This is a genomic window from Arthrobacter crystallopoietes (assembly GCF_002849715.1).
In the GTDB taxonomy this organism is placed as follows: domain Bacteria; phylum Actinomycetota; class Actinomycetes; order Actinomycetales; family Micrococcaceae; genus Crystallibacter; species Crystallibacter crystallopoietes.
The window spans coordinates 882,986-899,186 of record NZ_CP018863.1; the positions used below are offsets into that span (position 1 = coordinate 882,986).

Sequence of the window (16,201 nt, forward strand, 5' to 3'; positions counted from 1 at the left end):
TGACGCCAATTAGCCTGCCACAGCAGCCGTGGAGGCCCCTTCATCAGAGGCGGCCTCTTCGGCAAGCACCATGCTGCGTGAGATTTTCTCCACGGCGTCATCCATGTGCTCGGCCAGGAGCTTGTGGAACACCGGCACATCCGCGGCTCCGATAGCGGCCGCAATCGCAACATGCTCGGCCAGCCGGGCCTCAGGGGTGTACCCGGTGTCTTCCAGTGCCGCCATGCACATGCGCGTCTCGGTGATGAGGGTGTTGTGCATCCGCGACAGCCTGATGCTGTGCGCCATCGCCACCAGCAGTTCATGGAACTCGATGTCCAGGTCGCTCAGGACCGCGCCCCGCTCCCCTGCGGCAACCGCCTCGGCCATCCGGTCGGTCACTTCGTGCAGGGCCGCAGAGACCTCTTTGTGCCGACCCTCCAGTTCAATGATTTTCAGTCCGGCCGCGCGTTCGACGGCGGTGCGCGCCAAATACATATCGACGATATCCGAAGGGCCCAGTTCGGTGACGAAAATACCGCGGTTGCGGATGCTGACCAGCAGGCCTTCCTGCGTGAGCCGCTGCATCGCTTCACGGAGGGGACCCCGACTGACCCCCAGGTCGCGGGCCAACTCCGCCTCCCCCAACTGCTGGCCCGGCTCGAGCTCCCCGTGGCCGATGGCGTACCTAAGCTTCCGGGCGATAATCGCCGGCGTCGACTCCTGGATCAGGGGCTCGATAAATCTGCTCTTTGCCATGGCTTCCTTGCTTTCGGCAGTGGATCCTTGGCAGGCGGCGCACGAGCCACCGCCTGTCTCATTGCAGACAATCTTACAACTTAGCAGCAGAAGCGACTACAGTTCGGTGGCCATCACTTTAACAGAAGGTGAAGACGCCTTAAAACCAACAGGGCGGCGGTACAGTACCGCCGCCCCATTGGACGATCACGATGATCCGCTGGCACCCCAGCGAGAAAGAACCGGCTAGACGCCCGCGAGCTCCCGATTAGCGGAAGCCAGTTCCAGCCCGTGGGCCTCGGAAACGGAACGGTGCGTGACCTGCCCCGCCGCGACATTCAGGCCCGCGGCGAGTGCCGGGTCCTTGGCCAGCGCAGCTTCCACGCCCAGATCCGCTAGCGCTACGGCATAGCGGAGCGTGACGTTGGTGAGGGCGTAGGTGGAGGTGTTCGGAACGGCGCCGGGCATATTGGCGACGCAGTAGAACAGCGAATTGTGGACGCGGAATGTCGGCTCCGCATGGGTGGTCGGGCGGCTGTCTGCGAAGCAGCCGCCCTGGTCGACGGCGATGTCGACGAGAACGCTGCCGGGCTTCATCTTGGCGACAAGTTCGTTGCTGACAAGCTTCGGCGCCTTGGCGCCGGGAATGAGCACGGAACCAATCACCAGGTCCGACTCAACAACCGCGCGCTCGATCTCCAGGCTGTTGGAGGCGAGGGTCTTGAGCTTTCCCGCGTACTGGGCGTCGAGCTCGCGCAGGCGGTTGATATTGATGTCGAGAATGGTCACATCGGCCCCCATGCCCACGGCCATCGCCGCAGCGTTGGTACCCGCGACACCGGCACCGAGCACGGTGACCTTGGCCGGACGGACACCGGGGACGCCGCCAAGCAGGATGCCGGGGCCACCGGCGGGAACGGTCAGGGACTGCGCACCGACCTGCACCGAGAGGCGTCCGGCCACTTCGCTCATCGGGGCCAGCAGCGGCAGGGCGCCGTTGGCCGTCTGGACAGTCTCATAGGCAATGGCCGTGACACCGGAGTCCAGCAGCGCGCGGGTCAGTTCCGGCTCGGCGGCCAGATGCAGGTAGGTGAAGAGCACCAGGCCCTCACGGAAGTGGCGGTACTCGGAGGCGATGGGCTCCTTGACCTTCATGACCATGTCGGCGCGGGCCCACACCTCGTCAGCGGTGTCGACCAGCTCGGCACCGGCGGCCGTGTACTCTGCGTCGTCGATCCGCGACCCGGCACCTGCGCCGGCTTCGATCAGCACAACATGTCCGCGGCTGCGCAGTTCGTGTACGCCGGAGGCCGTGATGGCCACACGGAATTCGTTGTTCTTGATTTCCTTGGGAACGCCGATGATCATCGGGAGCCTCCGTATCTAGGTGTGCGAAATAGCCAAGAGCGCTATCGAAAAGGTTGAAACTGCGCCGGAACCGGCGATGAGTTAACTGTAGGACCCGATTTACGACGTCGTTCCTTGCCTTCCGCAGCGACCTCGCCGCACGCTTCGCCAACAGTGGAGCACCAGGCGGACGCAGCAAACCGCTCCGCCTGCCCGGATCCGCGCCATTGCAGGGAACAGCAGGGCATTCAAAGGGGCCAGCGCCCGGCAAGCAATGTGACCGCTACCACACTGCCAGCAATGGCGGCAATCGACAAATGTCGCGTCGGCGCGCGCCAAGTGTCGCCCCCTGTCTGTCCGGCTTCCCTAGACTGGAGGCAGACCAACCACCACCAGGAGGCCCGATGCAGAGTCCCGATGCCGAACGTGCTGTGGAGGAGATTGCGCAGGCGCTGGGCCACGGCGTTTCCGTTGAGGATCTCGACGGCGACCTCATCGCCTACAGCAGCCATCAGGCCTCGGCGGACCAGGTGCGGGTGAACTTCCTGCTGAGCAAGAAGGTGCCGGCCGATGTCAGTGCCTGGCAGCTGAGCCACGGGATTGCGACGGCGGTGCGGCCGGTGGTGGTTCCGGCCAACGCGTCGCTGGGCATGCACGGCCGGGTCTGCGTTCCGCTGCTGGTGCGCGGTTTCCGCGTGGGCTACCTGTGGGTGCTGCACGAGCAGGACGAGGAGGCGCCGGACGCGATCCTCGCGGCGCTGCCCGGGGTCCGCCCGCTGCTGGACCGGCTGGCGGAGCAGCTGCTGGATACCAATACGCCGGAATCGGACGCCCGACGGCGGCGCGAAGCGGAGTTCCTCGCCGCCTGCGAAGGTGACGCTGCCGCCGTCGAAAGTGTGGCGGGCTGGCCCGAGGTCCAGGGCCGTTCGCCCTGGACGGTGGGCAGCATGATGGAGCGGATCGAGGACCCGGACACGGCGCTGGCGGAGCAGGCCGATCCGGAGGCCTCGGTGCTGCTGCAGCGGATTTCGGCGCTGCAGGCCACGGTCGGGATCAGGCCGGCGTTGTTCAGCGCGGGCACGCAACAGCATGCCGTCATCCTCTTCCGCGATCTGCCGGGCCGGGCCGAGCACGCCGAAATCCTGAAGCGGTACGGGGCGGAGATTTCGCTGCGCGGCGGGCACCCGGAGCGGCCGGACATGCTGGGCCTGAGCGAGCCGTTCACGGACCTGCGCCGGCTGCCGGAAGCCTACGAACAGTCCAAGACCGCGGTGCAGGCGGCTGCCGTGGACCCGCAGATCGGCCCGCTCACGGACTACCGGGATACCGGGGTGTACCAGTTCCTCGCCACCGGCAAGGGCGCGCTGCCCGGGCGCTCCGTGCACTTTGCCGACCTGCAGGAGCAGGACCGCAATGCCGAACTGCTACCGGTGCTGGAACTGCTCTTCGACACGGACGGCTCGGTGGCGGACGTGGCCGCCCAGCTGCACCTGCATCGCAGTAGCGTCTACAACCGGTTGGCGCGCGTGCGCTCGATCATCGGCGCGGACCCGCTCAAGGGCAGGGTACGGCTCGAGCTCCACCTGTCGATGAAGGCGGCGCGCTGGGCTGGCAGGCCGCGGCTGTAAGACCTGGCTTGGGCATGGCAGCAGCCCCGTGTAACACGTGAACTGCTCCCCAGAAGTTGGACTGATAAATCAGATCCGATTTCTGGGGAGCAGTTTCATGTACGCAAGCAGTTCATTATCCGAGGCCCGGCGCGCAGAAGCGGTAGCGTTGTTTGATGCAGGGTATGGGTATAAAGCCGTGGCATCACAGCTGCAGGCAAGCCATAGGGCGATCAAGAATTTGTATCATCGGTGGCGGATTCGTGGGAGTGGAGCGCTGGTGACCAAGCCGACCAAGAGAACCTTTTCGTTCGAGTTCAAACGCGACATCGTGCGGCGCGTCCTGGCGGGCGAATCGAAGCTCGGGTTGGCGCAGGAGTTCGATCTGTCCTCGCCCCGGCTCATCGAGAATTGGCTGATCATCTACCGCACCGAGGGTGAAGACGGGCTCCGGCCCAAGCCCAAGGGACGCCCACGAGGGACTCCCGCGAGTCCGGAGCGTCAGGAATCCGAGCTGACTAAGCTGCGCCGGGAGAATGAGCGGTTGCGGGCGGAGAACGCCTACCTGGGAAAATTGCGGGCCTTGAGGGAGCAAGGACGACGGTGAAGGTCCAAGCCGTTGTCGCCCTCAAGGCCGCGCACCCGTTGGACGTGCTGCTCGACGTCGCCGGACTCGCCCGCTCGACCTTCTTCTACCATCAGGGCCGGCTGGCCCTGCCGGATCCGCAGGCCGGGCTGAAGACCGTGATTCGGGACGCCGTCAAGGAAGCGAAAGGCCGGTACGGCTACCGCCGTATCCATGGCGAACTGGTGAAATCCGGCTGGCAGGTCGCGAAGAAGACCGTGCTGAAGCTCATGCGCCAGCTGGGCCTTCTCAGCCATGTCCGCCGGCGCCGGCGCTACAACTCATTCAAGGGCGAAGCAGGGCAGATCGCGCCGAACCTGCTGGACCGTGACTTCGACGCGGAGGAGCCGAACGAGAAATGGGTCACCGACGTGACCGAGTTCCGCGTCGGCGAGTCCAAGGTCTACCTCTCCCCGATAATGGACCTCTTCGACCGCTCCATCGTCGCATACACATGGGGAACGTCGCCCGCACTGCAGCTGACGAACACGTCCCTGCAAGAGGCGCTGTCCACGCTCCGGCCCGGCGAGCATCCGCTGGTCCATTCAGACCAAGGATTCCAGTACCAACACGTCTCCTGGCGGAACCTGCTCGCAGGAGCCGGGGCGACGCAGTCGATGTCCCGAAAGGGAACCTGCCTGGACAACGCGGTCATCGAAGGATTCTTCGGCCACCTCAAGGAAGAGATGTTCCACCACACCCGATATACCACCATCGACGCGTTCACCGCCGAGCTGGATGACTACATTCACTGGTACAACAACGTCAGGACCCACTCACGACTCGAGGGCTTGAGCCCGGTCGAATACCGGACCCAAGCCCTCGCAGCATAAGGTTTTAGTTTACGAGTCCAACTTTCGGGGACCAGTTCACACGCGGCCAAACGCCGCGGGTCCCCTGCAATAAAACGGCCCCACTGCAATAATCAGACCAGGCTGCCCCGTGCAGCGCACCTGAACCTGACATAGCCGGGCGAACGAGGCGGACTAGATGACAGTGACCCAGAAGACGGCGGACCCGACGATCAACGAGGCGAGGCTGCACCGGCTCGCCCAGGCCCACGGCGTGGGCACGAAGTTCACAGGGTGGGATGGGCTCCCGTATGACGTGGACCCGGAAACCCTGGTCAAGGTGCTGGCCGCGCTCGGCGTTCCGGCCGGGACCGATGAGCAGGTGCGGGCCTCTTTGGCGGACGCGGAGCTGGGGCCGTGGCGGCGGATGCTGCCGCCCGCCGTCGTGGTTAAGGACGGAAGCACAAACAACGACGGCGGGGCCGGCGACAGCGAGGAGACGCTTGTTCCGGTCCATGTGCCACACGGCGCCGAGGTGCGGGTGCGGATCGTGGGCGAGGACGGGCTGGTGCTGCTGCCCGAACAGCGGACCGTTCCGACGCAGCCGCGGATGGTGGACGGCGTGCTGACCGACCGGATCATGTTCGCTGTTCCGCCCGAGCTGCCGCTGGGCTGGCACACGCTGGTCGTAGAGACCGGCGGCGGGATCGGCGGCGGGGCGGACAGCGCGGCGGACGGCGGGACTGGCCGTGGGAAGAACGGCGGGACCGGCAGCGGGACTGAGAGCATCCGCGCTGAAGCCGTCCTGGTGGTGACGCCCGCGCGGCTGACCACCGCGGATCCGCTGGAACAGCGCCCCGGCTGGGGCCTGGCCACGCAGCTGTACTCGTCGCGGTCCACGCGGTCCTGGGGCATCGGCGACTTCGAGGATCTGGCGGATCTGGCCGCGATCAGCGGTGCACGCGGTGCGGACTACGTCCTGGTGAACCCGCTGCACGCCGCCGAGCCCGCGCCGCCGGTGCAGCCGTCCCCGTATTCGCCGTCCACCCGCCGGTTCTTCAACCCGCTCTACCTGCGGATCGAGGCCGTGCCGGAGCTGGCCTACCTGGCCGCGGACCAGCGCGCACGGATCGATGCCCTCGCGGCAGAGTCCCGCCGGCTGAACGGGCAGGCGGACCGGCTGGACCGGGACACCGTCTACGCGGCGAAGCTGGAAGCCCTGGAGCTGCTGTACCAGGCGAAGCGGTCGCCGGCGCGGCAGCGCGCCTTCGAGAAGTTCTGCGCCGAGGCTGGCCAGGGGCTGGAGGACTTCGCCCTTTGGTGCGCGCTGCGCGAGGAGCTGCCCGCGGACCATCCGCTCTGGCATGATCCCGCGGCGGCGCCGGGCACCGCGGTGATGGACGGCAAGAGGAGCGAGCTCGCCGGCCGGATCGATTTCCACCGCTGGCTGCAGTGGCTCTGCGACGAGCAGCTCGAATCCGCGCAGCGCGCCGCGAAACTGGCCGGCATGCGCCTCGGCGTGGTTCACGATCTGGCCGTTGGGGCGGACCTGTCCAGCGCGGACGCGTGGATGCTGCGCGGCTCGCTGGCGCCGGGCGTCAGCGTTGGCGCGCCGCCGGACATGTACAACCAGCTGGGGCAGGACTGGTCGCAGCCGCCCTGGCACCCGCGCCGGCTGGCGGAGGCCGGCTACGCGCCGTTCCGGGACATGCTGCGGACCGTGCTCCGGCATGCCGGCGGCGTCCGGGTGGACCACATCCTGGGCCTCTTCCGGCTCTGGTGGGTGCCGGCCGGCAACGGTCCGGCCCGCGGCGCGTACGTGCAGTATGACCACGAGGCGCTGATTGGGATCCTGGCGCTCGAGGCCCAGCGCGCCGGCGCCGTCGTTATCGGCGAGGATCTTGGCACCTTCGAGCCGTGGGTGCGGGACTACCTGGCGGAACGGGGCATTCTCGGGACCTCCATTCTTTGGTTCGAGAACGACGACGGCGCTCCCCTACCGCCGGAAAAGTACCGGGTGCACTGCCTCGCCAGCGTCAACACCCACGACTTGCCGCCGACCGCGGGGTTCCTCGCCGGGGACCACGTGGTGCTGCGCGAATCGCTCGGGCTGCTGGAGCGGCCGGTCGCCGAGGAGCGGGCCGAGCATGACGCCTCGCTGGCGTCCTTCCTTAAGTTGGCGCGCAGCCGCGGGCTGCTGCCGGCGGACGGGCAGGCCGGCGAAGAGGAGCAGATCGAGGCGCTGCACCGGCTGCTGGCGCAGTCGCCGTCGGTGTTGCTGGGCGTGGCACTGGTGGACGCGGTCGGCGAGCGCCGGGTGCAGAACCAGCCCGGCACCACCGCGGAGGTCTACCCGAACTGGCAGGTGCCGCTGGCGGATTCCGCCGGCCGGGCGGTGCTGCTGGACGAGCTGGAGGGCAACGCCAGATTCAACCGCCTGCTGGCCGCGGTGGACCAGTCGATGGCCAAGTAGCAGCGCCAGACAGCGTCAGAGCAGCAGCGGCGACACGGCGAAGACCGCGGTGATCACGTGCCGTTCGCGCCGGGCCACCTGATGCATGAGGTCCGGCCCGTCCTCGAACGGCACCACGTCCGTCACGAAGTGCTTGCGGATCAGGTCCCCGTGCGAGCGCAGCAGCTTGATCGTCTCGGCGGACAGCCGCCCGCGGTCCCACTGCGCGGACAGGCCGCGGGGCGTCCGGCCGATCTGGGCGCAGCGCAGGCTCAGCCCGTTGTGGTGGAACTCCTCGCCCAGGCGCACCGCGTCCGCACCTTGGGTGTAGAAGGCCAGGTCGATCACCGTGCCCTGCGGCCGGACTGCGCGCAGGGCCGCGTGAAGCGCTTCGGCGCGGCCGCGGCATTGGAAGACGACGTCGGCGCCGCGGTCTCCGGGGCCGTGCCGCCAGCGGGTTTTGAGCAGCCTGCCCGGATCGTCGTCGAGGTCCACAGCGAGGAAGCCCAGCTCCTCGGCCAGCTGCCGGCGGCGGGGATCGGCGTCCGCCACCGCCACTTCACGCGCCCCCAAGGACGAGGCGAACAGCGCAGTCATCAGGCCGATCGGCCCGGCTCCGGTGACCAGGACAAGACGCCCCTCGACGCCGTCCTGCAGCCCGCGGACCATGCCGCCGGTGGCATCCGCGGCCGCGTGCAGGAGCCCGTTGGCGCAGATCGGCCCGAAGTGCGCGACGAAAACGCCCAGCAGCGGATCCAGCTGCGCGGGCAGCGGCACCAGATGCTCGGCCAGGGGGTCGGCCACATGCGCGGTGGCGTGCCCGTAGGCCGAGGCGAGCACGTCCCCCTCGGCGAACGCGTCGGTGCGGGACCGCACCACTTTCGCCACCTCCATGTACCCGAGCCGGCGCACCGGATACCCCGTGCCGGGCGAGCCGGGCAGGAAGAGGCTCAGCTCGGGATGCAGCCGTGAACTCAGCCCGGGGTGATTGCCCTTGACGAAGGCCAGCTCCGTGCCCGCCGAGAGCCCGGTGGCCAGGGTCTCCAGCAGGACGCCGCCGTCAGGCACCTCAGGAAGCTCCTCGTCGACAATCTCGACGCTTCCGGCAGCAGAAACAACCAAATTACGACGCCGGTTCGCCGCCGTCAGGGACCGCGGATCCGTTGCTTTGCCGGCGGCGGGCAGGTCGGTAAGCAGTATTGCCGAAGGCCGGACTGGTGCCGGCTCCGCCCCCAGATCTGGCCTCCGTTCCGTCAGCGGGTCCGGCTGGAGCTTCACCGGCGCCCCGGTCCGCGCGGATTCGGCGATGGCGCACGCCAGCCGGTGGCTGCGGAGGGCTTCGGCATACGGCACCCGGGTGGATTCGCGTTCACCGCGCACCGCCTCGATGAATTCCCGGTCCACGGCGATCCGCGGGTCTTCGCCGCACTTCATGTCCGTCCGGACCGAGCCGTCGAAGCTGCTCAGGCCCTCTTCGGACAGCTCCAGGTACAGCCCGCGGCTGACCGTGTGGAGGGACGCCCGGTGTTTGGCGGCCAGCACGGAGGTAGCAGCCAGCGTTGCCACGGTTCCGGAGGCAAACCGCACGGTCGCCGCGGTGGCGTCGTCGACCTCTTCGTAGTCCTCGCGCGGGCCTGTCACTTCATCGGTAGGCGCGGTTTCTTCCAGCGCGCGGCGGAGTCCGGCGGCGTAGACTTCCACGGCCTCGCCGAGCAGGAAGCGTGCGGTGTCCAGCACGTGGGTGAGCTGCTCGACCACCTGCCCGCCGGAGCGGTCCATCCGGCCCCACCATGGCACGGGCGGACGCTTGTCCAGCCAGTAGCCGTTGGCCAGCAGCGGCGGGGCGTCCGCCAGCAGCTTCCGGGCGTGCTCAACAGAGTCCATGCAGCGCCAGTGGTAGCCGGTTCCGGTCACCACCCCGCTCTCTTCCACCAAGGCACCGATTTCCTCGGCCACGTCCCGGCCAAGCCCCACCGGCTTTTCCACAAACAACGGCAGGCCTCTGGACAGCGCCGCGCGTTCCCCGGGACCATGGGCGAAAGGAGGTACACAGACGTACACCGCGTCCACTTCGACGGCATCGAGCGCTGCTTCGGGGCTGGTGAAGGCAGGCAGATTGAGCTCGCCTGCCAGCGCCTGGGCCGCGGGCTCGTGGGCGTCGGTAATGCTGGCGAGCCTGACACCGGGCAGCGAGTTCAGGACGCCGGCATGGCGGCGCCCCACCGATCCCGCGCCGATCAAGGCGATGCTGGTGGTCATGCGGCCTCCCGGATGAGCTTCTCGTACAGTTCGAGGTAGTGCGCGGCCATGGCCTGCGGCGTCCAGTCCGCGGCGGCGGCGCGGCAGTCCTGCGGATCGATGCCGTCCAGCTTCTGCAGGTACTGGGCGAGGTCCGGCTCGCCGGCGGCCAGGTAGCCGGTGCGGCCGTGGTCTACCAGCGAAGGCAGCACGCCCAGCGGCGTGCCGACCACCGGCACGCCCCGGGAGAGCGCCTCCACCACTCCCGTTGCCCCGGGTTCGGCCCAGCGGTTCGGCGCCAGCAGCACCCGGGCCGAGCGCAGCACCCGCTCCTTCGCCTCGCCGGCCACGCCGCCGATCCAGCGGGCGCGGCAGCCGTCCAGCAGCGGACGGACTTCGGTGAGGAGGTACTTCACGTCGGGGTGGGCGGCAAGGGCGTTGTCCCCCTCGGCGAGCCGGCGGTCCAGTTCCTGCGGGTCGTTGATGCCGGCCACCGGACCGGCCAGGACCAGCGGAATGCCGGCCGCCGCGCAGATCCGCACGGCGGTGTCCTGGCCCTTGTCGCGGGTGATCCGGGCGAGCAGCAGCGCGTGGTCGCCCGGCTCCACCTGGACCTCCAGTGCCGGGGCCGGGGCCAGCGGGACCACGCCGATCGCCTGGCGCTGCAGCTGCTCGGGAGCGCGCTCCAGCTGGGACTGCGAGACGGCAGCGAACCGCACCCGGCCACGCCCGTTGAACGTGGAATAGAACGCGGCGTGTTTGGCCAGGTCCCAGTGCAACGTCTGCAGGACCGGCGGCGCCGAGACGCCCATCGCGGCGAAGATGGCCGGCCCCACCACCTCAAGGTGGTCGTGCACGAGATCCCAGCTGCCGCCGTCGTACATTGCATTCACCAACGCATGCATGTGCGCGTGGGCAATGCCGGAGACCTGGTTGTACGGCATCGCGATGGAGCGGAACTGCGGCTCGTCCAACGGCCGCAGGTAGTCATCGGCCTCAATGGAACTCGGCCCCACGGTGGCAAGGGTGACATGGACGCCGGCGCGGCGCAGCTCCGGGATCAGCGTGGCCAGGACGGTTTCGATCCCGCCGTAGCCCTCCGGCGGAACCGGGAGCCAGGGGCCGGCATTGACCAGGATCCGCATGGCCTAGCTGGCCTTGCCCGCGGTCAGCAGGTAGTCGGGAATCTCGATCATGGGCGGACGTTCGGAGATTTCGATCTCGCAGGTTTCCTCGATGAACCGGTCGCCCTCGCGCAGGAACTGGGTCAGCGGCGCCGACGCCGGCGCGGCCGCTACGAGCCCGCTGCGGAACAGCCGGGACTGGACGGTCAGCTGCACCTGCATCGCCATCTTGGACAGGTCCGCATCCGTGGCATTCCGGTGGCAGCGCACGCCCAGGTCCACCTGCGCCATGCCCTCCAGCCCCACTGCTTCGAGCACGTCGATCAGCATGCCGATCTCCACGCCGTAGCCCGAAACGAACGGGATGCGCTCGAGCAGGGACCGGCGGGCCGCGTACTCACCCGCGAGCGGCTGCACTATCCCGGCGAGCTCGGGCCAGAAGAGGTTGAGCAGCGGCCGGGCCACAAGCTCGGTCACGCGGCCGCCGCCGGCGGGCATTACGGTGACCCCGTTGTTCAGCGGGCGGTCGTAGCAGCTCTTGACGAAGTGGACGCGCGGTTCGCTCAGCAACGGCCCCAGCATTCCGACGGCGAACTGCGGGTCGAACTCATGCAGGTCCGCGTCGATGAAAACCACGATGTCCCCGGTAGCCACCGTGAGGGATTTCCACAACGCCTCGCCTTTGCCCGGGACGTTGCCCAGCTTCGGCAGGATGTGCTCCTGGCGGGCAACCTTGGCGCCGGCAGCGGCTGCGACGGCGGACGTGGCATCCGTGGAGTTGGAGTCGATGACGATGATTTCATCCAGCAGCGGCACGGCATCAACCAGCCGGGTGCGCAGCGCCGAAACGATCTGCCCCACCGTGGCCGCTTCGTTCTTGGCGGGCAGGACTACGCTCACCTTCTGGCCGTCTTTTTGGGCTGCCAGTTGCTCCGCCGCATACCGGGAGCCCTGGTAGCTTCCGCTGGCAAACCACCGCCGCAGGTCTTCGCGCATGCCGATCTCTTTTCGTGCTGAGGCCGGATTCCCCGTCCCGGCTGTCGATAGGATCTAGACGAAGCCTACGTTTCTGTCCTGCCCCTGTGAATACTTTGAAAGGAGATGGCAGCTCCTTCGACGGACGTCCCGGAGGGGAGCCGGATGGAGTTCGCTCACCTCAGGACGGCGGTTCGGCGCCCCGGCGCAACGGCACCAGAAGGAGAAATTGATGCAGAACGCCCATCCGTCCCCGCGGCGGCAGCGGCCCCGGCTGGTGCTGTGGCGCCACGGGCAGACCGAGTGGAATGTGCTGGAGAAAGCCCAGGGTCAGGCGGATGTGCCTTTGGACGACACGGGCCGCATCCAGGCGAAGCAGGCGGCGGCGATGCTGGCAACCTTCGACCCGGCCTTCATCTGGTCCAGCGACCTGCAGCGTGCCCGCGACACGGCGCAGGAACTGGCCGCGCTGACCGGCCGGGACCTTGAGCTGGACGCCCGGCTCCGGGAGTACCACGTGGGCATCCGGCAGGGAACAACCTTCGCCGAGTTCCAGTCGAAGCACCCGGATATCTACGAAAAGTTCTTCTCCGAAGAGAACTACCGCGTCCCGGGCGCCGAGCTCCCCTCGGAGGTCAATGAGCGGATGAAGGCTGTCATCGATGAAGCTGCCGCCGCAGTGAACGACGGCGAGACGGGTGTCCTGGTTGGCCATGGCGCTGCCCTGCGCAGCGGCCTGCTGGCGTTCTTCGAAGCACCGCCCCATCTGCGCGAAATGTTCGCCGGTATGGCCAACTGCGCCTGGACCGTATTGGAAAAGCATGCCGAGCGCGGCTGGCAGATCATCGACTACAACGCGCAGACTCTGCCGCACGCTTCCAGCGTGCTGGCCGATGAAATGCCGGTGGAGCATTGAGCCGACCGGTGCCCGCCGGTACAGCCTGAACGCCGGCAGGTCCGGGACCCGGGCGGGAGGTTTTGGTCACACCTGTCCCCTGTTCGCCCCGGGGATTGGTGACGGTTAGAAAAATGCCGGATGAACACTTGGTACGCTGGATGTAGCCAGCCGGGCTCTCCGGCGAGGTATCCCAGCCACTCGACGAGGCCCCGTCGTCGTTATCTTCCGTTCGCATCCCGTAGGAGACACCGCACTCAATGCAAAGTCTGGCAGTAGAAACTCAGCAGGAACAGCTCTGGAACCGTCGCTACGATGAGAACGTCGCCGACGTCAACCAGCTGTGCGACTCCCTGAAGGAACTCAAGCCGGGCAGCGAAGTTCCCTACATCGATCCGATGCACGACACGGACCAGTGCCGGATCATCAGCCTCTTCTCCAGCCCCACGCCCGACACCGGCTCCGGCTTCATCTCGGCCGGGGACCACGACGCCGTGACACGCCTGCTCGGCGTCCAGTGGCAGGTCGGCCTGCGGCCCGAGTACGTCATGCCGTGGAATGCCTACCCGTGGCTGGTGCCCGGCGCCGAAGGCAAGCTCACCCCGGCCCAGATTGCCGAAGGCGTCAAGCCGCTGCTGCGCTTCCTGGCGCTCGTGCCCCGGGCTTCGGCGCTGGTGGCCCACGGCACCGAAGCGCAGAAGCTGGCCAATCTTTTCCTCAAGACCGAGAACCGGATGATCTACCGCCGCGGCTTCAAGACCTATAAGGTCCGCGCCCTCAGCGGCCGCCCGTTTGCCGGCTCGCCCGAGAAGCAGCAGCAGTGGCTTGACGACATGCAGGCTGCCTACGGCGACGCCATGGCGCGCACCGGGCTTCCCCGCCGCGGCCAGTAACCTCGGCCGCTCCGCAGAGGGGCGCTGACCGGGCCCGCCGAACGGTAGTAGGCTGAGAAGCAGGAGATGGACGGTCGTCCCCCGCGGGACGGCCGCCGTCGGAGAGCAACAGCTGCTCATCGTAGATCCGGCACAAAGGAATTCTGATGCGACGCATGGCAGACCCGGCATACCGAGAACAACAATGGAGCAGGCGGTTCGACCCGAATATCGCCGAAGTGAACCAACTGTGCGAGTCCCTCGTGGAGCGCAAGCCCGGCAGCGAAGTACCCTTCGTTGACCCGGTGCATGATGTGGACGAGTGCCGGATCGTGAGCCTGTTCGCCAGTCCCGGACCCGGCACCGGCTCCCGCTTCATCTCTACGGAGAACGACGACGAGACGGCCGCCCGGACGCTGGAAGTCTATGAGGCCGTTGGTCTTCGTCCCGAGCACGTCATGCCGTGGAACGCGTACCCCTGGTTCGTCTTCGACGAGCAGGACGGCAAGCTCACCGCCGCGCAGATTTCCGAAGGACTCAAGCCGCTGCTGAAGTTCCTGCGGCTGGTCCCGCGGGCCTCGGCACTGGTCGCCCATGGCGGCGAGGCCCAGAAGCTGGCCGACCTGCTGCTGAAATCGAAAATTCCGGACATTCAGAAGCGCGGCTTCAAGACCTACAAGGTCCGTGCGCTCGGCGGCCGGGCTTTTGCGGGTAAGCCCGCGGACCAGCAGAAGTGGCTCGACGAAGTCCATGCGGCCTATGCCGACGCGATGGCCAGGGCCGGACTGCTCCGGACCAGCCGTTAGGCCGGCTGCGCCCCCACCCCTCTCCGGGAGGAACGACTCCTAGGGCAGCCGGCGGTCCTCGGCGTGCAGCACCCGCAGCCAGCGGTAGCCGTAACCGCCAAGCGGCAGTTCGCACGTCCCGCCGTCGGCCAGTTCCACGTCGTCGTCGCCGAGCAGGTCCAGCAGCCCGGAACCCACAAACTTGTCCGCAGGTTCCTCCTCCGTGGCCAGATCGATGGTCACGGTCGCCGGTTCCGGGCTCAGGTTGTGGACCAGCACAAGGCTGGCCGTTTCCCACGTGCAGCGATGGGCTAGCACCGATGTGGCGGGTTGCTGCAGCAACTCGAACCGGCCCCACCCCAGCTCCGGACATTCCCGATACCGCCGGATCAGCGTAGCCATGAAGTTCCACAGTGAGTCCGGGTCACGTTTGGCCTGGGCCGCGTTGACCAACTGCGGGCCGCAACCGCCGTCTACCAGGGGCGACACGAGTTCCCCGGGCGGCGCGGTGGAGAAGCCGGCATTCTCACCGTCCGTCCACTGCATCGGGGTCCGGACTGCCAGCCGGCCCTCGGCCTCCAGATCCTCGCCCATCCCGATCTCCTCGCCGTAGTACAGCACCGGCGTGCCGGGCAGCGAGAACAGCAGCGAGTACACCATCTTGATGTGGCGCGGATCCCCGCCCAGCATCGGCGGCAGCCGGCGTTTGAGCCCCCGCCCGTAAAGCTGCATCCGCTCTTCGGGCCCGAACGCCGCGAAGACCTCCTGGCGTTCCTCCTCGGAGAGTTTGTCCAGCGTCAGCTCATCGTGGTTCCGGACGAACGTGGCCCACTGGTTATCCGGGTTGATGGCCGGGCGCTTGGCCAGCGTCTCTGCCAGCGGCCGCGCGTCCTGCCGCGCCAGCGCAAGGTACATCTTCTGCATGGCCATGAAGTCGAACATCACATTGAGCTCGTCGCCTTCACTGCCGCCGAAGAACGCCGTCTGCTCCTTGTACGGCAGGTTGACTTCGCCGAGCAGGATCCCCTCTCCGGAGCGCCGGTTCAGGAAGCGGCGCAGGTCCCGCAGGAATTCGTGCGGATCCGGCAGTTCCTCCGGCTCTTCGCCGGTGGTCTCGAGGAAGAACGGCACAGCATCAACCCGGAAGCCATTGATTCCGAGCTCCAGCCAGAACCCCATGGCCTTGGCAATCTGGTCCCGGACCGCGGGATTGGTGACATTCAGATCCGGCTGGTGCTTGTAGAAGCGGTGCAGGTACCACTCCCCCGTGGTTTCCTCCTTGGTCCAGATGGAGTCCTCCTGATCCGGAAACACCACCTGCTTGGAGGTGGGCGGCGGCGGATCGGAACGCCACACGTAGTAGTCCCGGTACGGGCTGTCCGTGGATTGCTTGGCGGACTGGAACCACGGATGCTGGTCCGACGTGTGGTTGACGATCAGATCGGCGATGACCCGCATCCCGCGGTCCCGGGCGGTGCGCAGGAACTCCACCAGGTCCCCGTGGTCGCCCAGCCGCCGGTCCACGCCATAGAAGTCCGTGACGTCGTACCCGTCGTCGCGGTCCGGCGTGGGGTAGAACGGCATCAGCCAGATGCAGGTGACGCCGAGGTCCGCCAGATAGTCCACGCGCTCGGCGAGTCCGGCGAAGTCGCCGATGCCGTCGCCGTCGCTGTCAAAGTAGGTTTCGATATCCAGGCAATAGACGACGGCGGTCTTCCACCACAGGTCCGATGTGTCCGTGATTCTCACGCCAGCTTCCTCTCTTCGTCCTGC

The 16,201-nt window shown here is 67.5% G+C and carries 13 protein-coding genes and 1 pseudogene; 8 read left to right on the forward strand and 6 right to left on the reverse strand.

Features of this window, described 5'->3' with window-relative positions; genetic code table 11:
* Nucleotides 1-9: 9 nt before the first annotated feature.
* Both AC20117_RS04275 and ald read right to left on the reverse strand, forming a co-directional pair.
* Nucleotides 10-738 (reverse strand): GntR family transcriptional regulator, encoded by a 729-nt coding sequence (locus AC20117_RS04275; protein ID WP_074700842.1) that lies wholly within the window; start codon nt 736-738, stop codon nt 10-12.
* Between the two features lie 225 nt (nt 739-963).
* The gene (ald, locus tag AC20117_RS04280; protein ID WP_074700841.1) at nt 964-2,085 is read right to left on the reverse strand and encodes an alanine dehydrogenase; all 1,122 of its coding nucleotides are present in this window, start codon (nt 2,083-2,085) and stop codon (nt 964-966) included.
* A gap of 383 nt (nt 2,086-2,468) precedes the next feature.
* Here ald and AC20117_RS04285 point away from each other — a divergent pair, with 383 nt between their 5' ends.
* From AC20117_RS04285 to malQ, 5 genes and pseudogenes are all read left to right on the forward strand, one after another.
* Nucleotides 2,469-3,692, forward strand: coding sequence for a PucR family transcriptional regulator (locus AC20117_RS04285; protein WP_074700840.1), 1,224 nt, complete (start codon nt 2,469-2,471; stop codon nt 3,690-3,692).
* A 97-nt stretch (nt 3,693-3,789) separates the two neighbouring features.
* Nucleotides 3,790-3,882, forward strand: a pseudogene (locus AC20117_RS24275) (hypothetical protein); the annotation flags it as partial.
* 69 nt (nt 3,883-3,951) lie between these two features.
* A complete protein-coding gene (locus tag AC20117_RS23675; protein WP_236777348.1) occupies nt 3,952-4,278 on the forward strand; it encodes a helix-turn-helix domain-containing protein in 327 nt (108 codons plus the stop codon).
* Complete coding sequence (locus tag AC20117_RS04290; RefSeq protein ID WP_074700308.1) at nt 4,275-5,129, forward strand: IS3 family transposase; 855 nt, start codon at nt 4,275-4,277, stop codon at nt 5,127-5,129. The genes AC20117_RS23675 and AC20117_RS04290 overlap by 4 nt, the downstream gene beginning before the upstream one ends.
* A gap of 157 nt (nt 5,130-5,286) precedes the next feature.
* A complete protein-coding gene (gene malQ, locus AC20117_RS04295; RefSeq protein WP_074700839.1) occupies nt 5,287-7,560 on the forward strand; it encodes a 4-alpha-glucanotransferase in 2,274 nt (757 codons plus the stop codon).
* 15 nt (nt 7,561-7,575) lie between these two features.
* Here malQ and AC20117_RS04300 read toward each other — a convergent pair whose 3' ends face one another.
* Genes AC20117_RS04300 through AC20117_RS04310 form a run of 3 tightly spaced genes read right to left on the reverse strand, consistent with a single transcriptional unit; the run spans nt 7,576 to nt 11,897 of the window.
* A complete protein-coding gene (locus AC20117_RS04300; RefSeq protein WP_074700838.1) occupies nt 7,576-9,798 on the reverse strand; it encodes a Gfo/Idh/MocA family oxidoreductase in 2,223 nt (740 codons plus the stop codon).
* The gene (locus AC20117_RS04305; protein ID WP_074700837.1) at nt 9,795-10,922 is read right to left on the reverse strand and encodes a glycosyltransferase; all 1,128 of its coding nucleotides are present in this window, start codon (nt 10,920-10,922) and stop codon (nt 9,795-9,797) included. The genes AC20117_RS04300 and AC20117_RS04305 overlap by 4 nt, the downstream gene beginning before the upstream one ends.
* Before the next feature lie 3 nt (nt 10,923-10,925).
* The gene (locus AC20117_RS04310; RefSeq protein WP_074700836.1) at nt 10,926-11,897 is read right to left on the reverse strand and encodes a glucosyl-3-phosphoglycerate synthase; all 972 of its coding nucleotides are present in this window, start codon (nt 11,895-11,897) and stop codon (nt 10,926-10,928) included.
* 211 nt (nt 11,898-12,108) lie between these two features.
* Here AC20117_RS04310 and AC20117_RS04315 point away from each other — a divergent pair, with 211 nt between their 5' ends.
* From AC20117_RS04315 to AC20117_RS04325, 3 genes are all read left to right on the forward strand, one after another.
* The gene (locus AC20117_RS04315; RefSeq protein ID WP_074700835.1) at nt 12,109-12,792 is read left to right on the forward strand and encodes a histidine phosphatase family protein; all 684 of its coding nucleotides are present in this window, start codon (nt 12,109-12,111) and stop codon (nt 12,790-12,792) included.
* Between the two features lie 239 nt (nt 12,793-13,031).
* Complete coding sequence (locus AC20117_RS04320) at nt 13,032-13,664, forward strand: uracil-DNA glycosylase family protein (RefSeq protein ID WP_074700834.1); 633 nt, start codon at nt 13,032-13,034, stop codon at nt 13,662-13,664.
* Between the two features lie 146 nt (nt 13,665-13,810).
* A complete protein-coding gene (locus tag AC20117_RS04325; RefSeq protein ID WP_074700833.1) occupies nt 13,811-14,449 on the forward strand; it encodes a uracil-DNA glycosylase family protein in 639 nt (212 codons plus the stop codon).
* 39 nt (nt 14,450-14,488) lie between these two features.
* Here AC20117_RS04325 and AC20117_RS04330 read toward each other — a convergent pair whose 3' ends face one another.
* Nucleotides 14,489-16,177 (reverse strand): alpha-amylase family protein, encoded by a 1,689-nt coding sequence (locus tag AC20117_RS04330; protein ID WP_074700832.1) that lies wholly within the window; start codon nt 16,175-16,177, stop codon nt 14,489-14,491.
* Between the last annotated feature and the right edge of the window lie 24 nt (nt 16,178-16,201).

Coding starts and splice junctions, on each gene's coding strand:
- AC20117_RS04320 (WP_074700834.1), top strand. CDS start 13,032: ATGCAAAGTCTGGCAGTAGAAACTCAGCAGGAACAGCTCTGGAACCGT.
- AC20117_RS04310 (WP_074700836.1), bottom strand. CDS start 11,897: ATGCGCGAAGACCTGCGGCGGTGGTTTGCCAGCGGAAGCTACCAGGGC.
- AC20117_RS04300 (WP_074700838.1), bottom strand. CDS start 9,798: ATGACCACCAGCATCGCCTTGATCGGCGCGGGATCGGTGGGGCGCCGC.
- malQ (WP_074700839.1), top strand. CDS start 5,287: ATGACAGTGACCCAGAAGACGGCGGACCCGACGATCAACGAGGCGAGG.
- AC20117_RS04315 (WP_074700835.1), top strand. CDS start 12,109: ATGCAGAACGCCCATCCGTCCCCGCGGCGGCAGCGGCCCCGGCTGGTG.
- AC20117_RS04325 (WP_074700833.1), top strand. CDS start 13,811: ATGCGACGCATGGCAGACCCGGCATACCGAGAACAACAATGGAGCAGG.
- AC20117_RS04305 (WP_074700837.1), bottom strand. CDS start 10,922: ATGCGGATCCTGGTCAATGCCGGCCCCTGGCTCCCGGTTCCGCCGGAG.
- AC20117_RS04285 (WP_074700840.1), top strand. CDS start 2,469: ATGCAGAGTCCCGATGCCGAACGTGCTGTGGAGGAGATTGCGCAGGCG.
- ald (WP_074700841.1), bottom strand. CDS start 2,085: ATGATCATCGGCGTTCCCAAGGAAATCAAGAACAACGAATTCCGTGTG.
- AC20117_RS04275 (WP_074700842.1), bottom strand. CDS start 738: ATGGCAAAGAGCAGATTTATCGAGCCCCTGATCCAGGAGTCGACGCCG.